22 protein-coding genes are annotated in these 22,945 nt (G+C 60.1%); 8 read left to right on the top strand and 14 right to left on the bottom strand.

All coding sequences use genetic code 11. From position 1 onward, the window contains the following. The first annotated feature begins 257 nt into the window (after window positions 1-257). The 5 genes from ACEN8R_RS22350 (at window position 258) to ACEN8R_RS22330 (ending at window position 7,521) form a co-directional block, all read left to right on the top strand. Window positions 258-2,063 (top strand): glucan biosynthesis protein G, encoded by a 1,806-nt coding sequence (locus ACEN8R_RS22350; protein ID WP_495624368.1) that lies wholly within the window; start codon window positions 258-260, stop codon window positions 2,061-2,063. Then, window positions 2,056-4,626: a glucans biosynthesis glucosyltransferase MdoH gene (gene mdoH / locus ACEN8R_RS22345; protein WP_111453930.1), complete on the top strand. Its 2,571-nt coding sequence runs from the start codon at window positions 2,056-2,058 to the stop codon at window positions 4,624-4,626. The genes ACEN8R_RS22350 and mdoH overlap by 8 nt, the downstream gene beginning before the upstream one ends. 229 nt (window positions 4,627-4,855) lie before the next feature. Beyond that, the gene (locus tag ACEN8R_RS22340) at window positions 4,856-5,653 is read left to right on the top strand and encodes a transporter substrate-binding domain-containing protein (protein ID WP_026286648.1); all 798 of its coding nucleotides are present in this window, start codon (window positions 4,856-4,858) and stop codon (window positions 5,651-5,653) included. Window positions 5,654-5,834: 181 nt separating this feature from the next. After that, a complete protein-coding gene (locus ACEN8R_RS22335; RefSeq protein ID WP_018929168.1) occupies window positions 5,835-6,794 on the top strand; it encodes an amino acid ABC transporter permease in 960 nt (319 codons plus the stop codon). After that, window positions 6,787-7,521 carry an amino acid ABC transporter ATP-binding protein gene (locus ACEN8R_RS22330; protein WP_007936789.1) on the top strand — a complete coding sequence of 245 codons (735 nt, stop codon included), beginning with the start codon at window positions 6,787-6,789 and terminating at the stop codon, window positions 7,519-7,521. Before ACEN8R_RS22335 ends, ACEN8R_RS22330 begins: the two co-directional genes overlap by 8 nt. A gap of 110 nt (window positions 7,522-7,631) precedes the next feature. On the opposite strand, the gene ACEN8R_RS22325 is transcribed toward ACEN8R_RS22330, so the two are convergent. The 10 genes from ACEN8R_RS22325 to ubiE form a co-directional block, all read right to left on the bottom strand. Then, entirely contained in the window at window positions 7,632-9,548 is a 1,917-nt protein-coding gene (locus ACEN8R_RS22325) for a methyl-accepting chemotaxis protein (protein ID WP_018929167.1), read from the bottom strand. A 106-nt stretch (window positions 9,549-9,654) separates the two neighbouring features. Beyond that, complete coding sequence (locus ACEN8R_RS22320) at window positions 9,655-10,362, bottom strand: 16S rRNA (uracil(1498)-N(3))-methyltransferase (protein WP_018929166.1); 708 nt, start codon at window positions 10,360-10,362, stop codon at window positions 9,655-9,657. Then, a complete protein-coding gene (tatC, locus tag ACEN8R_RS22315) occupies window positions 10,359-11,153 on the bottom strand; it encodes a twin-arginine translocase subunit TatC (protein WP_018929165.1) in 795 nt (264 codons plus the stop codon). The genes ACEN8R_RS22320 and tatC overlap by 4 nt, the downstream gene beginning before the upstream one ends. Then, window positions 11,150-11,581: a Sec-independent protein translocase protein TatB gene (gene tatB, locus ACEN8R_RS22310; RefSeq protein ID WP_018929164.1), complete on the bottom strand. Its 432-nt coding sequence runs from the start codon at window positions 11,579-11,581 to the stop codon at window positions 11,150-11,152. Before tatB ends, tatC begins: the two co-directional genes overlap by 4 nt. A 10-nt stretch (window positions 11,582-11,591) precedes the next feature. Next, complete coding sequence (locus ACEN8R_RS22305; RefSeq protein ID WP_018929163.1) at window positions 11,592-11,870, bottom strand: twin-arginine translocase TatA/TatE family subunit; 279 nt, start codon at window positions 11,868-11,870, stop codon at window positions 11,592-11,594. Window positions 11,871-11,894: 24 nt separating this feature from the next. Continuing rightward, window positions 11,895-12,227, bottom strand: coding sequence for a phosphoribosyl-ATP diphosphatase (locus tag ACEN8R_RS22300; RefSeq protein ID WP_018929162.1), 333 nt, complete (start codon window positions 12,225-12,227; stop codon window positions 11,895-11,897). Further along, entirely contained in the window at window positions 12,220-12,621 is a 402-nt protein-coding gene (gene hisI / locus ACEN8R_RS22295) for a phosphoribosyl-AMP cyclohydrolase (protein ID WP_018929161.1), read from the bottom strand. Before hisI ends, ACEN8R_RS22300 begins: the two co-directional genes overlap by 8 nt. A gap of 91 nt (window positions 12,622-12,712) precedes the next feature. Continuing rightward, the gene (gene ubiB / locus ACEN8R_RS22290; RefSeq protein WP_018929160.1) at window positions 12,713-14,317 is read right to left on the bottom strand and encodes a ubiquinone biosynthesis regulatory protein kinase UbiB; all 1,605 of its coding nucleotides are present in this window, start codon (window positions 14,315-14,317) and stop codon (window positions 12,713-12,715) included. Further along, window positions 14,314-14,937, bottom strand: coding sequence for a ubiquinone biosynthesis accessory factor UbiJ (locus ACEN8R_RS22285; protein WP_018929159.1), 624 nt, complete (start codon window positions 14,935-14,937; stop codon window positions 14,314-14,316). Before ACEN8R_RS22285 ends, ubiB begins: the two co-directional genes overlap by 4 nt. Continuing rightward, window positions 14,937-15,707, bottom strand: coding sequence for a bifunctional demethylmenaquinone methyltransferase/2-methoxy-6-polyprenyl-1,4-benzoquinol methylase UbiE (gene ubiE, locus ACEN8R_RS22280; RefSeq protein ID WP_007936800.1), 771 nt, complete (start codon window positions 15,705-15,707; stop codon window positions 14,937-14,939). Before ubiE ends, ACEN8R_RS22285 begins: the two co-directional genes overlap by 1 nt. 154 nt (window positions 15,708-15,861) lie before the next feature. Here ubiE and ACEN8R_RS22275 point away from each other — a divergent pair, with 154 nt between their 5' ends. From ACEN8R_RS22275 to ACEN8R_RS22265, 3 genes are all read left to right on the top strand, one after another. Continuing rightward, window positions 15,862-16,137, top strand: a complete 276-nt coding sequence (locus tag ACEN8R_RS22275) for a polyhydroxyalkanoic acid system family protein (protein WP_018929158.1) — start codon at window positions 15,862-15,864, stop codon at window positions 16,135-16,137. Between the two features lie 227 nt (window positions 16,138-16,364). Then, complete coding sequence (locus ACEN8R_RS22270) at window positions 16,365-16,787, top strand: phasin family protein (RefSeq protein WP_018929157.1); 423 nt, start codon at window positions 16,365-16,367, stop codon at window positions 16,785-16,787. 10 nt (window positions 16,788-16,797) lie between these two features. Next, complete coding sequence (locus tag ACEN8R_RS22265; protein WP_064615917.1) at window positions 16,798-17,631, top strand: phasin family protein; 834 nt, start codon at window positions 16,798-16,800, stop codon at window positions 17,629-17,631. A gap of 89 nt (window positions 17,632-17,720) precedes the next feature. Here ACEN8R_RS22265 and ACEN8R_RS22260 read toward each other — a convergent pair whose 3' ends face one another. The 4 genes from ACEN8R_RS22260 to phaC (ACEN8R_RS22245) form a co-directional block, all read right to left on the bottom strand. After that, window positions 17,721-18,341: a TetR/AcrR family transcriptional regulator gene (locus ACEN8R_RS22260; RefSeq protein ID WP_018929155.1), complete on the bottom strand. Its 621-nt coding sequence runs from the start codon at window positions 18,339-18,341 to the stop codon at window positions 17,721-17,723. A gap of 59 nt (window positions 18,342-18,400) precedes the next feature. After that, window positions 18,401-20,083, bottom strand: coding sequence for a class II poly(R)-hydroxyalkanoic acid synthase (phaC, locus tag ACEN8R_RS22255; protein ID WP_018929154.1), 1,683 nt, complete (start codon window positions 20,081-20,083; stop codon window positions 18,401-18,403). 129 nt (window positions 20,084-20,212) lie between these two features. Beyond that, complete coding sequence (gene phaZ / locus ACEN8R_RS22250) at window positions 20,213-21,067, bottom strand: poly(3-hydroxyalkanoate) depolymerase (protein ID WP_018929153.1); 855 nt, start codon at window positions 21,065-21,067, stop codon at window positions 20,213-20,215. A gap of 134 nt (window positions 21,068-21,201) precedes the next feature. Continuing rightward, window positions 21,202-22,881 carry a class II poly(R)-hydroxyalkanoic acid synthase gene (phaC, locus tag ACEN8R_RS22245; RefSeq protein ID WP_026286647.1) on the bottom strand — a complete coding sequence of 560 codons (1,680 nt, stop codon included), beginning with the start codon at window positions 22,879-22,881 and terminating at the stop codon, window positions 21,202-21,204. Window positions 22,882-22,945 lie beyond the last annotated feature (64 nt).

The raw sequence follows: 22,945 nt of genomic DNA, 5'->3' as shown, positions 1-22,945 counted from the left end.
CTTGCTTCCCCCTGATGCGTTGTAACGCGGCCTACTAGATAATCGCGCGCTACGGGGATCAGCGTTCGTTGGTCCATTTTGACTTAGGTAGAGACTTGTCCGCGGCCTGTTGGGGAATCATTTTGCCCCATGGGAGTCGGAACAATGCTCGCCAACTTGGCAAGAGTGGTCCGCAGGGTCGGTTTTTTCCACCGTACACCGTGCTGGCACTTTAACTGGCCGTTGGTTTTTTGATCTGTTTTCGGCGAGGGTTGCTCGTGATTGTTAGTCCCTGTAATGCACCAAAATTGTCTGCCAAACGGTTTCGAAATGCTCTGGTAGCGGGCTCTGCACTGCTCTGCCTGTTCAGCGCCGGCCAGCTTTGGGCATTCAATCTGGATGACGTATCGGTCAAGGCAAAAGAGCTGGCCGGGCAAAAATACGAAGCCCCGCGCAGTAACCTGCCGAATGAATTTCGTGAAATGAAATTCGCGGATTATCAAAAAATCCGCTTCCTCACCGAAAAAGCCGAGTGGGCTAACCAGAAAACCCCATTCAAGCTGTCGTTCTATCACCAGGGCATGCACTTCGATACGCCGGTGAAAATCAACGAAATCACGGCCAACACCGTCGAAGAGATCAAATACGACCCAAGTCGTTTCGATTTCGGCGATATGAAGTTCGATCCTAAAGCCACCGAGCAGCTGGGTTATGCCGGTTTCCGTGTGCTCTACCCGATCAACAAGGCCGACAAGCAAGACGAAATCATGACCATGCTCGGCGCGAGTTACTTCCGCGTCGTCGGCAAGGGCCACACCTACGGCTTGTCCGCTCGCGGCATGGCCATCGATACCGCCTTGCCGTCCGGCGAAGAGTTCCCGCGTTTCACCGAGTTCTGGATTCAGCAGCCGAAGCCGGGTGACAAGCACCTGGTGATCTTCGCCCTGCTGGATTCGCCGCGCGCCACTGGTGCCTATCGCCTGACCCTGCGTCCGGGCAGCGACACGGTCGTCGACGTCAAGGCCAAGATGTTCCTGCGTGACAAGGTCACCAAACTTGGCGTTGCGCCGCTGACCAGCATGTTCCTGTTCGGCGCCAACCAGCCGTCGAAAGTGCTGAACTACCGTCGCGAACTGCACGACTCCAGCGGTCTGTCGATCCATGCCGGCAACGGCGAATGGATCTGGCGCCCATTGAACAACCCGAAACACCTGGCCGTGAGCAACTTCTCGATCGAGAACCCGCGCGGTTTCGGCTTGCTGCAACGTGGCCGTGACTTCAGCCACTACGAAGACCTCGATGACCGCTACGACAAGCGCCCAAGTGCCTGGATCGAGCCGAAAGGCGATTGGGGCAAGGGCTCCGTCGATCTGGTGGAGATTCCTACCGCTGACGAAACCAACGACAATATCGTTGCTTTCTGGAGTCCGGAAAAACTGCCAGAGCCTGGCCAACCCCTGGACGTCGCCTATCGCATGCACTGGACCATCGACGAAGCCGCCCTGCATTCGGCGGACAGCGCCTGGGTTCAACAGACCCTGCGTTCCACGGGTGACGTGAAGCAGTCGAACCTGATTCGTCAGCCGGACGGCAGCGTGGCCTACCTGGTGGATTTCCAAGGTCCGTCCCTGCAAGACTTGCCAGAAGATGCTGAAGTACGCAGCCAGGTTAGCGTTGGCGACAACGCGGAACTGGTCGAGAACAGTGTCCGTTACAACCCTGAAACCAAGGGCTGGCGCCTGACCCTGCGGATGAAGATCAAGGATCCGGGCAAGTCCACTGAAATGCGTGCAGCACTGGTCAAGACCATCACGCCGGCCGAGACGATCAAGACCTCGGCGCCAGCGTCCAGCTCTTCCGTTGCCAAGGCCGACAAGATCGCCGCCAAGCAGCAGGAGAAGAAGGACAAGGAGGCCAAGCAAGCTGAAGCGCAAGCCCAGCAAGTCAAGGACACCAAGGACAAGGACAACAAAGACGCCAAGCAGCCTGTCGCTGCCGAAGCGGCCCCTGCCACACCGGAATCGGCACCGACTGAACAAGTCCTGACCGAGACCTGGAGCTATCAGTTGCCTGCCGATGAGTAATTCACAAGTACAGCCACAAACGCTTGCCGAGTACCTGGCGCATTTGCCGATGACCGACGAGCAGCGCGCGGAACTCGCGGGCTGCAAGTCTTTCAGTGAATTGCACGAACGTCTGTCGTCCCAGGCGTTCGACGCGCCGACCGATGCCGCCCAGGCGTCGGTCGGGCGGCGCCTGACCCTGAACACCGCCGAAGAACTGGCGGATGCGCAAATGTTGGGACTCGACGCCAGTGGTCGGGTTTGCCTCAAGGCAGCCCCGCCGATCCGTCGGACCAAAGTCGTTCCGGAGCCATGGCGCACCAATATACTGGTGCGTGGCTGGCGTCGGCTGACCGGTCGCACCAACCCGCCGAAGCCGCCGAAAGACGAGAACGTGTTGCCAGCAGCTCGCTGGCGCACCGTCGGTTCGATCCGTCGTTACATTCTGCTGGTGCTGATGCTCGGTCAGACGATCGTCGCCGGCTGGTACATGAAAGGCATCATGCCGTACCAGGGCTGGTCGTTCGTCGATCTGGAAGAAGTCCTGCACCAACCGCTGCTGCAAACTGCGGCCCAGGTGCTGCCTTACGTGTTGCAAACCAGCATCCTGATTCTGTTCGGGATTCTGTTCTGCTGGGTGTCGGCCGGTTTCTGGACCGCGCTGATGGGCTTCCTCGAGTTGATCACCGGTCGCGACAAGTACCGCATTTCCGGCGCCAGCGCCGGCAACGAGCCGATCGCCAAGGACGCACGCACCGCATTGGTGATGCCGATCTGCAACGAAGACGTGCCGCGGGTGTTCGCCGGTTTGCGGGCGACCTTCGAGTCGGTTGCAGCCTCGGGTAACCTGGATCGCTTCGACTTTTTCGTGCTCAGCGACAGTAACGACGCCGATATCTGCGTCGCCGAACAGCAGGCCTGGCTGGACGTCTGCCGTGAAGCCAAGGGCTTCGGCAAGATCTTCTACCGCCGCCGTCGTCGTCGCGTAAAACGTAAAAGCGGCAACCTCGACGACTTCTGCCGTCGTTGGGGCGGTGACTACAAATACATGGTCGTGCTCGACGCCGACAGCGTAATGAGTGGCGAATGCCTGAGCAGCCTGGTGCGCCTGATGGAAGCCACGCCGGACGCCGGGATCATCCAGACCGCGCCGCGTGCGTCGGGCATGGACACCCTTTATGCGCGTATGCAGCAGTTCGCCACCCGTGTGTACGGTCCACTGTTCACCGCTGGCCTGCACTTCTGGCAGTTGGGCGAATCCCACTACTGGGGCCACAACGCAATCATCCGCATGAAGCCGTTCATCGAGCACTGCGCCCTGGCGCCGTTGCCCGGTAAAGGCGCGTTCGCCGGTGCGATTCTGTCCCACGACTTTGTTGAAGCGGCGCTGATGCGCCGTGCCGGCTGGGGCGTGTGGATTGCCTATGACTTGCCGGGCAGCTACGAAGAACTGCCACCGAACCTGCTGGACGAACTCAAGCGTGACCGTCGCTGGTGCCACGGCAACCTGATGAACTTCCGGCTGTTCCTGGTCAAGGGCATGCACCCGGTACACCGTGCGGTGTTCCTGACAGGCGTGATGTCTTACTTGTCGGCGCCGTTGTGGTTCTTCTTCCTCGTGCTGTCGACAGCCCTGCTGGCGACCAACACGCTGATGGAGCCGCAGTACTTCCTGGAGCCGCGCCAGCTCTATCCGCTGTGGCCACAATGGCACCCGGACAAGGCGATCGCACTGTTCTCGACGACTATCGTGCTGCTGTTCCTGCCGAAGCTGCTGAGCATCATCCTGATCTGGGCCAAAGGCGCGAAAGAGTTCGGTGGCAGGTTCAAGGTGACGCTGTCGATGCTGCTGGAAATGTTGTTCTCCATGCTGCTGGCGCCGGTGCGGATGATTTTCCACACCCGTTTCGTGCTCGCCGCGTTCCTCGGCTGGGCCGCGACCTGGAACTCGCCGCAACGTGACGACGACTCCACGCCCTGGAGCGAGGCGGTCAAGCGCCACGGTCCGCAAACAGCGCTGGGTTTCTTCTGGGCGCTGCTGGTGATCTGGCTGAACCCGAGCTTCCTCTGGTGGCTGGTGCCGATCGTCGGTTCGCTGATGCTGTCGATTCCGGTGTCGGTGATCTCCAGTCGTGTCGGCCTGGGCCTGAAATCCCGTGACGAGAGCCTGTTCCTGATTCCTGAGGAATACAATCCGCCGCAGGCATTGCTGGCGACCGATCAGTACACCCACGAAAACCGCTGGCATGCGCTGCACGACGGCTTCGTCCGGTCGGTGGTCGATCCGCAGCAGAACGCGTTGGCGTGTGCGCTGGCGACATCTCGTCACCGTCAGGCCGAGCCGATCGAATGGCTGCGTATCGAGCGGGTTCGCCATGCGATGAAGGTCGGGCCTGAAGGGCTGACCAACAACGAGCGCGTGGCCCTGCTGAGTGATCCGGTGGCACTGGGTCGCTTGCATGAGCAGGTCTGGAGCGAAGGCCATGCCGAGTGGCTGCAGGCCTGGCGCACTTCGGTGGATGCCGATCCGCATGCGCCGCTGTTGCCGCTCAAGCCGTTGAGCGTGCAGCCTCAGTTGGCATAATGAAAAACCCCGCGAAAGCGGGGTTTTTTTGTGCTGATGATCGCTCCCGTGTTCTGCGTGGGAACGATCAAACAAATCTCCCTCAACCCCTTGTGCAAACGGCCGAGTGCGTTAGCATCCGTCCCCGAATTGGTGCGCCCGGACAACTTTCTGTTCGTATCTGCCGGTTTCCCAAAGGAAACCTGCGGTTTGCGTGCCTCACAATGCGATGGGTTTTGGGGACTTGAAGATGAAGAAGTATCTGTCGATGCTGCTGGTCGGCGTCACGGCATTGGTTGCAGTCAGCGCGGCGCAGGCCGGTGCCATCGATGACGCGGTCAAGCGCGGCACGCTGAAAGTCGGCATGGACCCGACCTACATGCCGTTCGAAATGACCAACAAGCGCGGCGAAATCATCGGCTTCGAAGTCGACATCCTCAAAGCCATGGCCAAGGCCATGGGCGTCAAGCTGGAAATGGTATCCACCGGCTACGACGGCATCATCCCGGCCCTGCTGACCGACAAGTTCGACATGATCGGCAGTGGCATGACCCTGACCCAGGAACGCAACCTGCGCCTGAACTTCAGCGAGCCCTTCATCGTGGTCGGCCAGACACTGCTGATCCGCAAGGAGCTGGAAGGCACCATCAAGTCCTATAAAGACCTGAATACCGCCGACTACCGCATCACCTCCAAGCTCGGCACCACCGGCGAGATGGTCGCCAAAAAGCTCATTTCCAAAGCCAAGTACCACGGCTACGACAACGAGCAGGAAGCGGTGCTCGACGTGGTCAACGGCAAGGCTGACGCCTTCATCTACGACGCGCCTTACAACGTCGTGGCGGTGAACAAGGTCGGCAACGGCAAACTGCTGTTCCTCGACAAGCCGTTCACCTATGAGCCTTTGGCTTTCGGCCTGAAGAAGGGCGACTACGACAGCCTCAACTTCATCAACAACTTCCTGCACCAGATCCACGAAGACGGCACCTACGATCGCATCCATGACAAGTGGTTTAAAGACACCGCTTGGCTCAAGGACATGGAATAACACCGCCTTTGTGGCGAGGGAGCTTGCTCCCGTCCGACTGCGAAGCAGTCGTAAATCGATTGACTCGTTTTACCCGACGTTGCGCGGTGGCCGATTTCAGGGTTGCTGCGCAACCCAGCGGGAGCAAGCTCCCTCGCCACAGAGGGAGCGGGCGCCCTGATCGTTATGGATTTGCCTTTAAATGAAACAGAAAAAAGCCCAATGGCCCTGGCACGTATTAACCGTGCTGGTGCTGATCGGTCTGGCTGGCGCGTTGTACTACGCCACCTCGCTGATGTCCTACGAATGGCGCTGGAACCGTGTGCCGCAGTACTTCGCCTACCACGCCGAAGAGTCCCAGCGCGCGGCCGACATCTCCACCGTCAGTGAGCTGGTGCGCAAGGGCAGCAAGGCTGAAGTCACCCTGCGCAATGATGCAGGGGATGAGCAGCACCTGACGGTTGACGACAACAGCCTGCAAGTCGCGCAAGGCGATGATGTGGCCGAAGGCGATGTGATCGGCGTGACCCGGCATTGGGCCGCCGGCCCGCTGCTATGGGGGCTCTGGACCACGTTGTGGTTGTCCCTGGTGTCTGGCGTGCTTGGCCTGCTGATCGGCCTGGCCACCGGGCTGTGCCGCCTGTCGAACAACCCGACCCTGCGCGACCTCTCGACGATCTACGTCGAGCTGGTGCGCGGTACGCCGCTGCTGGTGCAGATTTTCATTTTCTACTTCTTCATCGGCACCGTGATGAACCTCTCCCGGGAGTTCGCCGGGATCGCCGCGCTGTCGCTGTTCACCGGTGCCTACGTGGCGGAGATCATCCGCTCTGGCGTGCAATCAATTGCACGCGGCCAGAACGAAGCGGCGCGCTCCCTCGGTTTGAGCGGTGGCCAGTCGATGCGCCACGTGGTGCTGCCACAAGCGTTCAAGCGTGTGCTGCCGCCGCTGGCCGGGCAGTTCATCAGTCTGGTCAAAGACACCTCGCTGGTGTCGGTGATCGCGATTACCGAACTGTTGAAAAGCGGTCGCGAAGTCATCACCACCTCGTTCTCGCCGTTCGAAATCCTGTTCTGCGTGGCTGGGCTGTACCTGTTGATCAACCTGCCGCTGTCGAAAATCGCCAGTCGGCTTGAGCGGAGGCTCGCGCAAAGTGATTGAAGTCCGCGATCTGATAAAAGTATTCGACACCCGCGGCCAGGTGGTTCGCGCGGTGGACAACGTCACCACCCAAGTGGCGAAGGGCGAAGTATTGGTGGTGATCGGCCCGTCCGGTTCCGGCAAGTCGACCTTTCTGCGCTGCCTGAATGGCCTGGAAGCGTTCGACTCCGGTTCGGTGAGCATCGACGGTCTGCAACTGGCCGACCCGAAAACCGACGTCAACGCCTACCGCCGCGAAGTCGGCATGGTGTTTCAGCATTTCAACCTGTTCCCGCACATGACCGTGCTGGAAAACCTCTGCCTGGCCCAGAAAGTCGTGCGCAAGCGCGGCAAGAAGGAGCGCGAGGCCAAGGCCATGGTGTTGCTGGAAAAGGTTGGTATCGCTCAGAAGGCCCACGAGTTTCCATCGCGCCTGTCCGGTGGTCAGCAGCAGCGCGTGGCCATCGCCCGGGCGTTGGCGATGGAGCCGAAAGTCATGCTGTTCGATGAGCCGACGTCGGCGCTCGACCCGGAAATGGTCGGTGAAGTGCTGGATGTGATGAAGACCCTGGCCGTGGAAGGCATGACCATGGTTTGCGTTACCCATGAAATGGGCTTCGCCCGGGAAGTGGCGGACCGGGTGCTGTTCTTCGATCACGGCAAATTGCTGGAAGACGCTTCGCCGGCCGAGTTCTTCGATGCACCGAAGGATCCGCGTGCGCAGGCGTTTTTGCGGCAGGTTCTCTAACTTCGTCGCCTGATCCATCGCATTCGCGGGCAAGCCTCACTCCTACAGGAATTCCCCCGTAGGAGCGAGGCTTGCCCGCGAATGGTTTCACCTCGGTCTTAAGCGAACGCTCAAACCTTGAATCTGCCCACCAGCATCTGCAGATGCGTCCCCAGCCGCGCCAGTTCCACGCTGGAGGCCGCGGTCTCTTCACTGGCGGCCGAGGTCTGCTCGGATACGTCACGCACATTCAGCACGCTACGGTTGATCTCTTCGGCCACCGCGCTCTGTTGCTCGGCGGCAGCGGCGATCTGCTGGTTCATCGACTGGATCGCCGACACGGTACGGGTGATGCTTTCCAGTGAGCCACCGGCACGGCGGGTCAGTTCGACGCTGCTGTCGGTCAGGCTGCGGCTGTTGTCCATGATGGTCGCGACTTGCTGAGTGCCGGTTTGCAGGCCAACGATCAGCTCTTCGATTTCTTCGGTGGACTTCTGAGTACGCTGGGCCAGGCTGCGGACCTCGTCGGCGACCACTGCAAAGCCACGCCCGGCTTCACCGGCGCGAGCGGCTTCGATGGCGGCGTTGAGCGCCAGCAGGTTGGTTTGCTGGGCCACGGATTTGATCACGTCGAGCACGCTGCCGATCTTGTCGCTTTCGCGCTTCAGATCGCCCATGGCGGCAGTGGAATTGCCGACTTCGAGGGCCAGGCGCTCGATCTGGGCGATGGCTTCGCCGACCACCCTGTCACCCTCGCGGGCCTGCTGGTCGGCGGCGACGGCGGCTTCGGACGCTTCCTCGGCATTGCGCGCGACTTCCTGCACGGTGGCGGTCATTTCGTGCATGGCGGTGGCCACTTGATCGGTTTCGACCTTCTGACTGTTGACCCCGGCGCTGGTCTGCTCGGTAACGGCAGACAGTTCTTCAGCAGCGCTGGCGATTTGGGTCACGCCGTCGCTGATGCCGCCGATCAGTTCCCGCAGGCCCAGGGTCATACTCTGCATGGCGCGTTGTAGCTGGCCCAGTTCGTCCTGGCGCTCGGAAATCAGGTTGTGGCTCAGGTCGCCCGCGGCGACACGCTCGGCCACTTTCAGGGTCTGGCTCAGGGGAATGACAATCTGCCGGGTGATGGCCCAGGCCGCGAACAGGCCAAAGGCCGACGCCAGGACGGTGGCCATCAGCAGCAGATTCTTGGCATGCGCCGTATCGGCGTCACGCACTGCGGTTTGCGAGGTGGTGAGCTTTTTGCTGACGTCGAACAGAATGTCGCCCTGGGCGCTCATGCGTTTGAAGGCAGCAGCGCTGGCGACCTGGGAGTCGCGGAACTGGCTGACAGCCGCGCGATAGGCCTTGAGCGAGTCGGTCGCCTGTTGCAGGTTGGCGATGTGTTGCTCCGGTAGTTTGGACGGCAGGCTTTCGAGGTTTTTCAGGGCGTTGTCGATGGCGTCCAGCGCTGGCTGCTCGGCCTCGGGTTTGCCGCTGTAGGTGTAGCCGCGGACCTGGAAGCGCGCCTGCTGGATCAGCTTGCTCAGTTCGATCACGCTGTTGAATTGAGCGACGCTGTCGCCCTGCAGCATGGATTTTTCGACTTCAGCGACGCGGGCCACGGCGTTATCGGCGGTGGCGCCCAGTTTGCTGCGAGCATCTTCGCGAGCGACGGTGGCCTGGGTCAGGTCGGCGAAGGCGCGTTTGTACTCGCTGATGGCGGCCACTTGCTGGTCGATCAATGCCACGTCGTCAGGTTGTTCGATCAGCGTGCGGGCGGTTTTCAGGCCAGCATCGAGTTTGCCGATCAGCTCGTTGACGGCGCCCGGGCCTTGTTCGCCACGGCGCATGTCGTAGTCCAGACGGGCGAGGCGCAGGTCTTTGCTCAGCTCATTGAGGCTGGAAATAAACCCGAGCGTGTCGCCACGGCTGATCACGCCGCTCAGGCCGGTCCAGCCGGTGAAGGTGATCAACAAGGTGAGAAGCAGCACCAGACCGAAGCCGACACCCAGTTTGCGATTGACGCTTACGTTCCCCAGTTTCTCGGCTAGCCAACGGTACATGCTGCAACTCCCCTCGGACCATTATTCGGATTTATGGGGACTGTATCGGCAGGCAGGCTGGAACCTGTAGGTGAGCAAACACCTGTGGCAAGGGTAAGTGTCTGGGTCAGAACAAACGCGAGAGCAGTGCAGTGACCGCTGTTTCGACCCGCAGGATGCGCTCGCCGAGCTGCACCGGTTGCAGGCCGGCCTTGGCCAGCAGGTCGATTTCGTAAGGAATCCAGCCGCCTTCGGGGCCGATGGCCAGGGTCACGGGTTCGTCCAGGCCACGGGGGCAGGGCGGGTAATTGCCGGGATGACCGACCAGGCCGAGAGTGCCTTCAGTGATTGCTGGCAGGCGATCTTCGACAAAAGGTTTGAAGCGCTTTTCGATGACGACTTCCGGCAGCACGCTGTCCCGGGCTTGTTCAAGCCCCAGGATCAATTGCTCGCGAATCGCCTCAGGTTCGAGGAACGGGGTTTGCCAGAAGCTCTTCTCGACGCGATAGCTGTTCACCAGCACGATTCGTGGCACACCCATGGCGGCCACGGTCTGGAACACCCGACGGAGCATTTTCGGGCGTGGCAGGGCCAATACCAGGGTCAGTGGCAGCTTGGCTGGCGGCGGCTGGTCGAGGGTGACGCGCAACTCGGCTTCGTCAGCGTCCAGGCGCAGCACTTCGGCGGCACCCATCAGCCCGCCGATACGCCCGACGCGCATGCTGTCACCCACTTCACAGCGGTGGACTTCCTGCATATGGGTCAAGCGGCGATCGCGCAGGATCGCCCGGTCGGCCGCAATGAAATCGGCCTCCTCGAGGAGCAGCAGGTTCACGCTTGGGTCGCTGGCGGCTGATCGTTGTGATCGTCAGCCGGTTTTTCGTCCGGGTGCTCGCCGCGTTTGCTGATCAGGCTGCCGAACAGGACGCCGATCTCGAACAGCAACCACATTGGTACGGCCAACAGCGTCTGCGAGAAGATGTCCGGCGGCGTCAGGATCATGCCGACCACGAAGCAGCCGATGACCACATACGGGCGGATTTTCTTCAGGTAGGCGACGTTGACCACGCCGATCCACACCAGCAGCACCACGGCCACCGGGATCTCGAACGCCACGCCGAAGGCGAAGAACAGCGTCATGACGAAATCGAGGTAGCTGGTGATGTCGGTCATCATTTCCACGCCGGCCGGGGTGGCAGCGGCGAAGAACTTGAAGATCAGCGGGAACACCAGGAAATAGGCGAAGGCCATGCCGGTGTAGAACAGCAGGATGCTGGAGACCAGCAACGGCACGGCGATGCGCTTCTCATGCTTGTACAGGCCTGGCGCGATGAAACCCCAGATCTGATGCAGGATCACCGGGATTGCCAGGAACAGCGAGACCATCATGGTCAGCTTCAGCGGCGTCAGGAACGGCGACGACACGTCGGTGGCGATCATCGTCGCGCCGGCCGGCAGGTACTGGCGCAGCGGCGTGGAGACGAAGGTGTAGATCTGCTGGGTGAAGGCGAACAACCCGGCGAAGATAATGAAAATCGCCGCTACACAGCGCAGCAGACGGGTGCGCAACTCGGTGAGGTGCGAGACCAGTGGCATGTGCTGGTCGTTTTCGGGGAGATCGCTCATGGGGCTCGCGGCGGCAATGTTGGGTCATGAGGCGCCGGCGTTGTCGGCGCAGCGGCAGGAGCAACAGGTTCTACTGGGCTGGCAGGCGCAGGTTCAGCAGCTGCAACCGCCGGCGTGACTTCAGCTGTTGGCGCATGAATCGTCGGCGTCGCCACAGGTTCCACCGGCGTTGGCTCCTGCTGGGTCGGCGTGAAAATCTTCCGCGCCTCCTGCTCCAGGGACAGAATGTGCTCGTTGTGCAGTTGCCGGCGAATTTCGTCGGCACCGATTTCACGTTCAACTTCCTGTTTGATCGCGTTGAAGCTGCGCTTCAGCCGCCCGACCCACAGGCCAGCGGTGCGCGCAGCACCCGGCAGGCGCTCGGGGCCCAGCACCAGCAGGGCGACGAGGCCGACGAGCAGCAGTTCAGAGAAGCTGATACCAAACATTAGTCAGTGCTCACGAGTCTTTGCGGATCGGCTCTTCGACTTTTTGCGCCTGCACGTCGATGGTGTGCGGCGGGTTCACAGACGTTGTGGCCTGTGGCTGGGTCGGCGGAACCGGTTGGGCCGGAGTCGCTGTCGGGTCGGCCGGTTTCTCTTCGTCGTTCATGGCCTTGCGAAAGCCCTTGATCGACTCGCCCACGTCAGTGCCGAGATTTTTCAATTTCTTGGTGCCGAACACCAGCACCACGACAACCAGGATGACGATCCAGTGTTTCCAGTCAAAAATGCCCATGTTGCGTTCCTCTCTAATAATTATTCAGGCGGACGGACGCGAGGCTTTCTCGACGTGTCCGGACAGACCGAAGCGACGGTCCAGTTCATCGAGCACAGCCTGTGGATGTTGCCCCAACTGGGCGAGCATGACCATGCTGTGGAACCACAGGTCGGCGGTCTCGTAGATCACATCGCTGCAGTCACCGCTGATGGCGGCATCCTTGGCGGCGATAATGGTTTCGACCGACTCTTCGCCGACCTTTTCCAGAATCTTGTTCAAGCCCTTGTGGTACAGGCTGGCGACGTACGAGCTGTCGGCGGCGGCGCCTTTGCGTTCTTCCAGCACCTGGGCCAGACGGGTCAGGGTGTCAGTCATGAGTATGTCCTGCGCAATAGATAGCGTGCGGGTCTTTGAGAACCGGGTCGACGGTTTTCCAGTCGCCGTTCTCGAAAACGCGGTAGAAGCAGCTCTGACGGCCGGTATGGCAGGCGATGTCGCCGATCTGCTCGACCATCAGGATGATCACGTCAGCGTCACAGTCCAGGCGCATCTCATGCAGGATTTGCACGTGGCCGGACTCTTCGCCCTTGCGCCACAGCTTGCCACGGGAACGTGACCAGTAAATGGCACGGTTCTCGGCGGCGGTCAATTGCAGTGCTTCGCGGTTCATCCAGGCCATCATCAGGACGCGTCCGGTCTTGTGATCCTGGGCAATCGCGGGCACCAGGCCATCGGCGTCCCACTTGATCTCGTCCAGCCAGTTTTTCATCTTCGACTCCGACAGCGGGCTCTACTTCAATAGTTGAGGCCAATGTTCAAATTCAGCGTTCAAACAGTGTGCCAGCCGATGATCCAACTGGCTATCGGCGAACGACCAGATACAAGCCGATCGCCACCATGATTCCGGCGGGCCAATGCCCCAGTTCGTGCAACGGGCCACCGGCTGCGAGTATCGTGCCACCCGCCAGATGAGCGGTGCCGAGCAGGCGCAGGAACACGTCGTCCTTGCGCCGGTGCCACGGAGGCGGCGGGTCGTTGGCGTGGGGTTGGGACATGCGCTCAAGCAGGTCGCGGGCCATGTTGGCCAGGTGCGGGAGTTGCTCGAACTGGCTCTGCACGTTGCCCAGCAAGGCTTTGGGGCTGACGCGCTCGCGCATCCAGCGTTCGAGGAACGGCTGGGCGGTGTTCCACAGATCGAGGTCCGGGTACAACTGACGACCCAGGCCTTCGATGTTCAACAGGGTTTTTTGCAGCAAGACCAACTGCGGCTGCACTTCCATGTTGAAGCGTCGAGCGGTCTGGAACAGGCGCATCAGTACCTGACCAAAGGAAATATCTTTTAACGGTTTTTCGAAGATCGGCTCGCACACCGTGCGGATCGCCGCTTCGAATTCGTTGAGCTTGGTTTCCGCCGGTACCCAGCCCGAGTCGATGTGCAATTGCGCGACACGCCGGTAGTCACGCTTGAAGAACGCGAACAGGTTGCGCGCCAGATAGTCCTGGTCTTCCGGGGTCAGGCTGCCGACGATGCCGCAGTCGATGGCGATGTACTGCGGGCTCCAGGGCTGCACGGTGCTGACGAAAATGTTGCCGGGGTGCATGTCGGCGTGGAAGAAGCTGTCGCGGAACACCTGGGTGAAGAAGATCTCCACGCCACGCTCGGCGAGCATTTTCATGTCGGTGCGCTGGTCGGCCAGGGTCGCGAGGTCGGTGACCTGAATCCCGTAGATGCGCTCCATCACCAGCACTTTCGGTCGGCACCAGTCCCAATAGACTTGCGGCACATACAGTAGGGGCGAACCGTCGAAGTTGCGCTTCAACTGGCTGGCGTTGGCGGCTTCGCGCAGGAGGTCGAGTTCGTCGTAGATGGTTTTTTCGTAATCACTGACCACGTCCACCGGGTGTAGCAGACGGGCGTCGGCCGAGAGTTTTTCCGCGGCGCGGGCCAGAATGAACAGCCATGCCAGGTCCTGGGCAATCACCGGTTTGAGGCCCGGGCGGATCACCTTGACCACCACTTCTTCACCGGTTTTCAGCTGCGCGGCATGCACCTGCGCCACCGAGGCCGAGGCCAGCGGTTCGACGTCGAAACGAGAGAAGACTTCACTGATCTTTTTGCCGAGCTGCTCTTCGATCAGCCGGACCGACACTTGTGAGTCGAACGGCGGCACGCGGTCCTGCAACATCATCAACTCATCGGCGATGTCTTCGGGTAGCAGGTCGCGGCGTGTCGAAAGGATCTGGCCGAACTTGATGAAAATCGGCCCAAGGTCCTGCAACGCCAGGCGCAATCGTGCGCCACGGCTCAGGTCCAGGGGCTTGCGCGGGAACCAGCGCCACGGCAAGGCATAGCGCAGCGCCAGCAGAAACCAGGGCAATGGCAGGGCGAACAGCAGGTCATCGAGGCGGTAGCGGATCACGACGCGCTGGATGCGCAACAAACGGCGGACGGCAAGCAGCTTCATGCGTTATCGCTTGGGTCGAGGGATCGGGAAAGGCGCTCGAAACGCGCCTCGAGACGTTCCAGATCGAGTTTGATCTGGTCCAGTTCACTGAAACGGGCTTCGGCTTCGCGCTGACCGACCAGGGTGCGCGATTCTTCGGCCAGATATTCGCCCAGGTTCTGGTTGAGGCTGGCGAACCCTTGCTGATACCAGCGTGCGCGGCTGCGCAGATGACCTCCGACCAGTTGCGTGGCCACAGGCCCCAGCCAGCGCGAGAGTTCATACTCCCAGTCCAGCTCCAGGTCCTGAAGGACCGCCGCCAGTTCCAGCAGCACGCCGCTGTCGCCGTCGAGTTCGACTTCCGGGGCATGCAGCACCGACGTCTTGTCTTTGCTCGTCGCCAGTTTCAGCAGGCTTGAGGCCGGTGCGCGCAAGGTGCAGTCGGCACCGGTTTCCCAGTGGGACGCCAGCATCAGGCCTTCATCGCTGGGCAGGATGAACAATTGCAACGCCGGGCTGCGGCAGTCGACGGCAATCACCTTGCCACTCAAATGCGCCAGCCGCGGCAGCGCCGTGCTGTCGAGACGCAGCACCCGGTTCAGACCGAGTTCAACGCTGGCGAGCAGGCCGGCCAGCAACATCAGGGTTTGATGCCACGGTGCAGGGCGACGATGCCTGCGGTCATGTTGTGGTAGGTCACACGGTCGAAACCGGCCTCGACCATCATCGACTTCAGGGTTTCCTGATTCGGGTGCATGCGGATCGATTCGGCCAGGTAGCGATAGCTTTCCGAATCATTGGTGATCAGCTTGCCCATCAACGGCATGAAGGCGAACGAATAGGCATCGTAGGCTTTGGACATCAGTGCGTTGGTGGGTTTGGAGAACTCCAGCACCAGCAGGCGACCGCCGGGCTTGAGCACGCGCAGCATCGAGCGCAGGGCGTCTTCTTTATGCGTTACGTTGCGCAGGCCGAAAGCGATGGTCACGCAGTCGAAGTGGTTGTCCGGGAACGGCAGCTTTTCAGCGTCGGCCTGGACGAATTCGACGTTGCCGGACACACCCAGATCCAGCAGGCGGTCACGACCGACCTTGAGCATGGATTCGTTGATGTCGGCCAACACTACCTGACCAGTCGGTCCCACAAGATGCGAAAACTTTTTGGTCAGGTCGCCAGTGCCGCCGGCGATGTCCAGCACGCGGTTACCGGCACGCACGCCCGACAGTTCGATCGCGAAACGCTTCCACAGACGGTGCATGCCGCCCGACAGGAGGTCGTTCATCAAGTCGTACTTGGCGGCTACCGAGTGGAAAACCTCAGCGACTTTTTCCGCTTTCTGGCTTTCCGGAACGTTTTTGAAGCCGAAGTGAGTGGTGGGTTCGGCATCGCTGCCTTTGCGCTGATCAGTCATATCGCTGTCACCAAAATAGAATGCGGGACATTCTAATCCCGGTGGCCTGCTTTGTCTTGGCAAGGCTGAAGGTAAGATATAGAGAAACCGGGACGTTTTGACGCAGTAACGGTCAAGATGCTTCAGGAAGTGTCCATAAAGCAGGAGTCATTCGATGGCCCATATTAGTGTTGAGCGTGCCCATGGCCTGGGTAAGGAAGCGGCCCGCGAGAAGGCCGACAAGTTGGCGCAGAAACTGTCCGATCAATATGGCCTGGAGCCACAGTGGTCTGGCGACACGCTGAACCTCAAGCGCTCCGGTGTGAAAGGGGCGGTGCATGTGGGCGAGGATTCGATCAGGGTCGATGTCGAACTGGGGCTGTTGATGTCCGCCATGAGCGGCACCATCAAATCGGAAATCGAAAGGGCCCTCGACAAAGCCCTCGCGTGATGACGACCCGTAGGAGCGAAGCTTGCTCGCGAAGGCAGAGTTCCTGCCATCGAAGATGGTGCGGATGGACCGGCCCCTTCGCGAGCAAGCTTCGCTCCTACAGGTATTCCACGGCACGCAATTGTTGCGGTTGTTAGGGTGCCGTTTCTAATTTTTCTCCCTACTTTGTGCCTGAGCCCGACACTTTCGCGGGCAGTTCCTCAACCCTTCTGCGCGTGAGGTGGACCATGGCCAAAGTTATTGTGAAGAAAAAAGTCGACGTTGAGACCAACACTCTGAACGACGTCAGATCGTATGCCCGCAAGATCTGGTTGGCGGGCCTGGGTGCTTACACCAAGGTCGGTCAAGAGGGTAGCGAGTACGTTCAAGAGTTGATCAAGGCTGGTCAAGCTGTTGAAAAGAAAGGTAAAAAAGTAGTTGCTGAGAAACTTGAAGCGGCTAATGCCGAGATCGATGAAGCCAAGAATGAAGTGAGTACTTTCAAAGGCAAAGTCGAACTTCAACTCGACAAAGTCGAGAAGGCTTTCGATACGCGTATCGCAAGTGCCTTGAATCGTATCGGCATTCCGTCTAAACATGACGTGGAGACACTCTCTGCTAAGCTCGATGAGCTGACAGCATTGCTCGAACGTGTCGCGCGTAAATCTTAAGGAGAACGGGATGGCTGGCAAAAAGAATACTGAAAAAGAAGGCAGCTCGTGGATCGGGAAGGTCGAAGACTACTCCCGCAAGATCTGGCTGGCTGGTTTAGGCGTGTACTCGAAGATTGATACTGACGGCAGCAAACTCTTCGATGCATTGGTTAAGGACGGCGAGAAAGCCGAGAAGCTCACCAAGAGCGCTGTCGGCAAGACTGTCGATGCTGCCAAGGACTCCGCTTCGTCGGCCAAGTCGCGCATCAGCGGCGTGAAAGATCGCGCACTGGGCAAGTGGGATGAGCTGGAAGGGGCTTTCGACAAGCGCCTGAACAGCGCCATTTCGCGCCTGGGTGTACCGAGCCGCAATGAAGTCAAGGCACTGCACAGCAAGGTCGATACCCTGACCAAGCAAATCGAAAAACTCACCGGTGCCAAGGTTGCGCCTGTTGCGGCGAAAACCGCGGCGGCCAAACCGGCAGCTAAAAGCGCTGCCAAACCATTGGCCAAGGCCGCAGCGAAACCTGCCGCCAAGCCGGCCGCCAAAACTGCTGCTGCGAAACCTGCAGCCAAAGCGGCCGCTAAACCCGCTGCTAAACCCGCTGCAAAAGCTGCCGCAAAACCAGCCGCTAAACCAGCGGCCAAACCTGCAGCTAAAACCGCAGCGGCCAAACCCGCTGCGGCGAAGAAGCCAGCAGTGAAAAAACCAGCCGCCCCGAAAGCGGCCGCTCCGAAACCAGCAGTGGCTGCCGCCAAACCGGCAACCCCGGTCAGTCCGGCGAACTCCGCCGCTGCGCCGACCCCTGCTGTAACCCCGACTATCGCACCGACTCCATCGGCGCCAACCAGTCAGTCCTGATTTCCAGGACGCAAAAAAACGCCCGGCCTGTAAAGGTCGGGCGTTTTTGTTTGTGCATGGATTCCAGAAGCCATCGAAGACCCACCGGGTCAGTTGTGCTCTTCGAGGTACTGCAACGCCAACCGCTCGGTCGCGACTTTGACCGGCGGCAACAAGTGCGGCGCCACCAGCATCATGATCTGGTACACCACCAGTCGTACTTCACCTTCACGGTCGAGAATCCGCTGATAGTCCAGCGAGAACAGCAATGTCATGGTGATTTGCTCCACCAGTTGCCCCAATGCCTGGGTGTCGCTGACCAACTGCCCCTGAGCCTTCAACTGTGCCAGCAATGAAGCCAGTGTGCGCTTCAACGCATTGAGCAGGTTGCGTATCCCCTTGGCCAGTTTCGGCAGGCGGCCGGCAAGGTTCGACAAGTCCTGGAACAGAAACCGGTATTGGGCCAGGCGTTCGACGATCAGGTGCAGGAACAGCCAGTAATCTTCGGGTGCCAATTCCACATCGGACGGTGGATCGAGCAAGGGCGTCAGTTCGGTCTGGAAGCGTTCGAACAGCCCCAGGATCAGCGGCTCCTTGCCGTGGAAGTGGTAGTAGAGGTTGCCGGGGCTGATGCCCATTTCGTTGGCCACCTCCATGGTGGACACGTTCGGTTCGCCCTTCTGATTGAACAACTGCAGGGCACATTCGAGAATCCGGTCGCGGGTTTTCATCCAGTCTTCTTAATGGTCGAGTCAGGCCACGGCCATTGGCGGCCGTGGTTCATTGAACGTCAGCGCACGCGCACGTAAGTACCGGGTGCCGCCTCCATCGGTGGATAGTTCTGGTTGCCGAGGGTCATCTGGGTTTCGTGTAGTGCGCCGGAGCGTTCCTGAATCCAGCTCAGCCATTGCGTCCACCAACTGCCGTCGACGCGTTTGGCGTCGTAATACCAGGCCCGCGGGTCGCTGCTCAGTTTCGGGTTCTCGACGTAGTTGGCTTTCGAGTTGTGCGGCGGGTTGAGAATGCTCTGCACATGACCGCTGCTCGACAGCACGAAGCGTCGCTCGCCACCCAGCAGCAAGGTCGAGCGATACACCGCATCCCACGGGGTGATGTGATCGTTCATGCCGGCCACGCTGAAACTGTCGACGGTGACTTTCTGCAGGTCGATCGGTGTGCCGCACACTTCCAGCCCACCCGGATGACTCAGCGGGTTGTGCTTGAAGAAGTCCAGCAGATCGCCATGAAACGCTGCCGGCAGGCGCGTGTTGTCATTGTTCCAGTAGAGGATGTCGAACGCCGGTGGCTCCTTGCCCAGCAGGTAGTTATTGACGAAGTAATTCCAGATCAAATCGTTGGGGCGCATCCAGGCAAAAACCCTGGCCATGTCGCGACCTTCCAGAACGCCCTTCTGATATGAGCGGCGCTTGGCCGCTTCCAGCGTTTGTTCGTCGACGAAGAGGGTGGCCGGGCTTTCTATCTGACTGTCGAGCAGGCTGACCAGATAGGTCGCGCTGGACACCCGCCGCAGCTGCCGCTTGGCCTGCAAGTGCCCTTGCAGCGCGGCGATGGTCAGCCCGCCGGCGCAGGCACCCATCAGGTTGACGTCGCGGGAGCCGGTAATCGCCCGGCACACATTCATCGCTTCTTCGGTGGCTTCGACGTAAGACGACAGCCCCCATTCGCGGTGACGCACATCAGGATTGCGCCAGCTGATCACGAAGGTCTGCAAGCCGTTTTTAAGGGCGAACTGGACGAAGCTGTTACTGGGGCTCAAGTCGAAAATGTAGAACTTGTTGATCTGTGGCGGCACGATCAGCAACGGCTTGGAATACTGTTTTTCGCTCATCGGCTTGTACTGGATCAGTTCCAGCAGCTCATTGCGAAACACCACGGAGCCGGTGGTGGTGGCGACGGTCTTGCCTACCTCGAATGCTTGTTTGGTGACCTGTCTGGGCAAGCCGTCGTTGTGCAGCAGATCGTCAAGCAAATGGCCGATACCCCGCACCAGGCTGTGACCGCCAGAGTTGAAGATCTCCTTGACCGCCAGCGGATTGAGCAGGGTGTTGGACGGCGCCACGGCGTCGTTGATCAAGGCAAACGCAAAGTGGGCGCGGGCGCGATCGTCCGGGCTCAGGTTGCTCTCGTCGATCCAGTTTTTGACCTCCTTCTGCCAACTCAGGTAGGCCTGCAAGCTGCGGCGATAAAAAGGGTTGAGGCTCCACGCCGGGTCGGCAAAGCGATTGTCTTGCGGATTGATCGGGTGCAGGGTCTCACCCAACAACACGCGGCCAAGCTGGCCCCCCAGCTTCAAGGCATGCCGGGCCGTGTACACCGGGTTGCGCAGGCCATGGGTGGCCAGGCTGCGCAAGGTTGAAAGCAAGTCCCGGCCGCGCAGACCGGTAACCGCACTCTGTGCGTTGATGAATGCAGCGGGAGTGGGCAAGGAGCCCTTCGCTGGTTTGTCGCGCATGAGTCAACACTCCTTCGTCATCAGGCCAAAAACAAACTCACCGAACAAATCACCATAGACGTTGTTGCGGATTGTTGCGCGGTACGACGTCCTGTCGACGCTCTTTTCCTGAACCAAATCCGGGGCCGGTCAACTGCCCGATGGCGCCGGATGCGGATGCATCACTGCGCGCTGACGTTCCTCTTCGAGAAACTTCATGATGATCGGTGCCACCGCTTCGGCCCGGGTAATCAAGAACAGATGCCCGTCGTCGATGATGTGCAATTGGGCGTTGGGAATTCGCCAGGCCAGCATGCGCATATTGATCAGCGGGATCAGTGGGTCGTCGTCGCCGGCCAGCACCAGGGTCGGCTGGTGGATCTTGTGCAGCCAGTGAATGCTGGTCCAGCCGAACCCAGCGAATAGCTGCCAGTAGTAGCCCAGTTTGCCTGCCGAGCGAACCCGCGCGGCGTGACTGGCCGCCAGGGTCGGATCGCGACGGAACGAGCCGCCATAGATCATCGGCGCGATGCGAATCACATGGGACGGCTGGATGTAGCGTCGTGGGCTGGCCATCATCCATAGCACTTTTGGTTTGCCCGGCACCATCACTGTGCCGGCCGCCGTGGCTGCCAGCACCAGCTTCTTGCAGCGCTCGGGATAGTCATAGGCAAATTGCTGCGCCAGGGCGCCACCCCATGACACGCCGATCACATTGACCTGCCCGTAATCGAGATAATCGAGCATTCGCGCCGTCAGTTTCGCCAGGCCCGAAAAGCGATACGGCCGGCTGGGCGTCGATGAGCCGCCGACACCGGGTACGTCGAAGGCGATGACTTCCAGGTCCGGATCCAGTGCCTGGACGAACGGAAATATCAGCTCCAGGTTGGCGCCGATGCCATTGAAAACCAGCAAGGGCGTCAAGTGAGGCTTGCCGGGGCGTACCGCGGTGCGGAGGGTCTGCCCATCCAGGTTGACGGTACGGAATACGAACGGTTGCGGCATGCACGAAGCCCTGTAAGTTTTAAACGCTGATTGGGCCATCCCGGGCCGTCGCAGAATGTTCGAGGCTGGCCTCGAGGCTGATTAATGACAATCGCGGCACCTCCCAGTGCCGCGGACTGCGAGTTGTTTGAAGCTCAACGTTCGTGCACATACGTGCCTGGCGACGCCTCACCCGCGGGATAGGCCTTGTTGCCAAGGTTGGCGGGGGACTTCTTCAGTTTGCCCGAGCGTTCGGCCTGCCACGCCTGCCAATGCAACCACCAGGAGTCGGTGTGCTTGGTGGAGTTTTCCATCCAGTCCTCGGCCTTGACCGGCATGTCGGTGCTGGTCATGTAGCGTGCTTTCGGATTGCCCGGCGGGTTCAGAATGCTCTGGATATGTCCGCTGCTGGACAGCACGAACTCGACCTTGCCGCCGAACAGTTGTGCCGACTTGTAGCAGGACTTCCACGGGGTGATGTGATCGTTGGTGCCGGCCAGGGAAAAGATGTCGGCATCGACCTGTTTGAGGTCGATCGGTGTGCCGCACACTTCCAGTGCATTGGGGCGGATCAGTGGGTTGTTTTTGAACATCTCGATCAGGTCGCCGTGGAAGGCGGCCGGCAGGCGAGTGGTGTCGTTGTTCCAGAACAGAATGTCGAACACCGGTGGCTCGTTGCCCAACAGGTAGTTGTTGACCCAGTAGTTCCAGATCAAGTCGTTGGGACGCATCCAGGCGAAGACTTTCGCCATGTCGCGACCTTCCAGCACACCGGCCTGGTAGGAGTGGCGCTTGGCGGCTTCGAGGGTCTGCTCGTCGACGAACAGGGCCACGTCGCTGTCGAGGGTGGTGTCGAGCACGCTGACCAGCAGAGTCAGGGCGTTTACTTTCTTCTCGCCGATCGCTGCGTAATGACCCAGCAGCGCGGTGCAGGTAATGCCGCCGGAGCAGGCACCGAGCATGTTCACGTCTTTGCTGCCGGTGATCGCGGTGACCACGTCGACCGCTTCCTTGAGCGCTTCGATGTAGGTCGACAGACCCCACTCGCGTTGTTCCTTGGTCGGGTTGCGCCAGCTGACGATGAACGTCTGCATGTTGTTGCGCAGGCAGAAGCGCGCCAGGCTCTTGTCCGGGCTGAGGTCGAAAACATAGAACTTGTTGATTTGCGGCGGCACCACCAGCAGTGGGCGTTCATGCACTTGCTCGGTGATCGGCTTGTACTGGATCAGCTCCAGCACGTCGTTGCGAAAGACCACCGCGCCTTCGGTCACACCCAGGCTCTTGCCGACTTCGAACGCGCCCATGTTGACCTGGCTCGGCATCCCGCCGTTGTGGATCAGATCCTTGGCCAGATGAGAGAGGCCGTCGAGCAGGCTTTTGCCGCCGGTTTCGAAGAAGCGTTTGACCGCCGCCGGGTTGGCTGCCGTGTTGGTCGGGGCCATGGCTTCGGTCATGAGGTTGATCACGAAATGCCCGCGAGCGACGTCCTTGGGCGAGAGATTGCTCTTATCGATCCAGGTATGGAGCTCCTTGCGCCACGCCAGATAAGTTTGCAAATAACGTTTGTAGAGAGGGTTCTGGCTCCAGGCCGGGTCGAGGAAACGGCGGTCGTCGCTTTGCGGTTGAAGCTCGGATTTTCCGAACAGCACGTTCTTGAGTTCGATGCCGAAATGGGCGACGTGCCTGGCACTGTGGATGGGTTGTCTGATGGCCTGGGTCAGCACCATTCGGGCAGAGCCCAGTAGATCCTTTCTACGCAGCCCAACAACAGGATTCAGTCCCAAGGTATTTTCTGAAGCCTGGAATTTCAGGTCATCGTTTTGCTTGTTACTCATCTACGACGCTCCATTGTCCTGAGGCGAGTACCTGAGCCCAGCTGTGTAGTCACACAGCAAACGC

Source organism: Pseudomonas sp. Pseusp15, from assembly GCF_059492165.1.
This window is presented reverse-complemented; position numbering and strand designations above follow the sequence as displayed.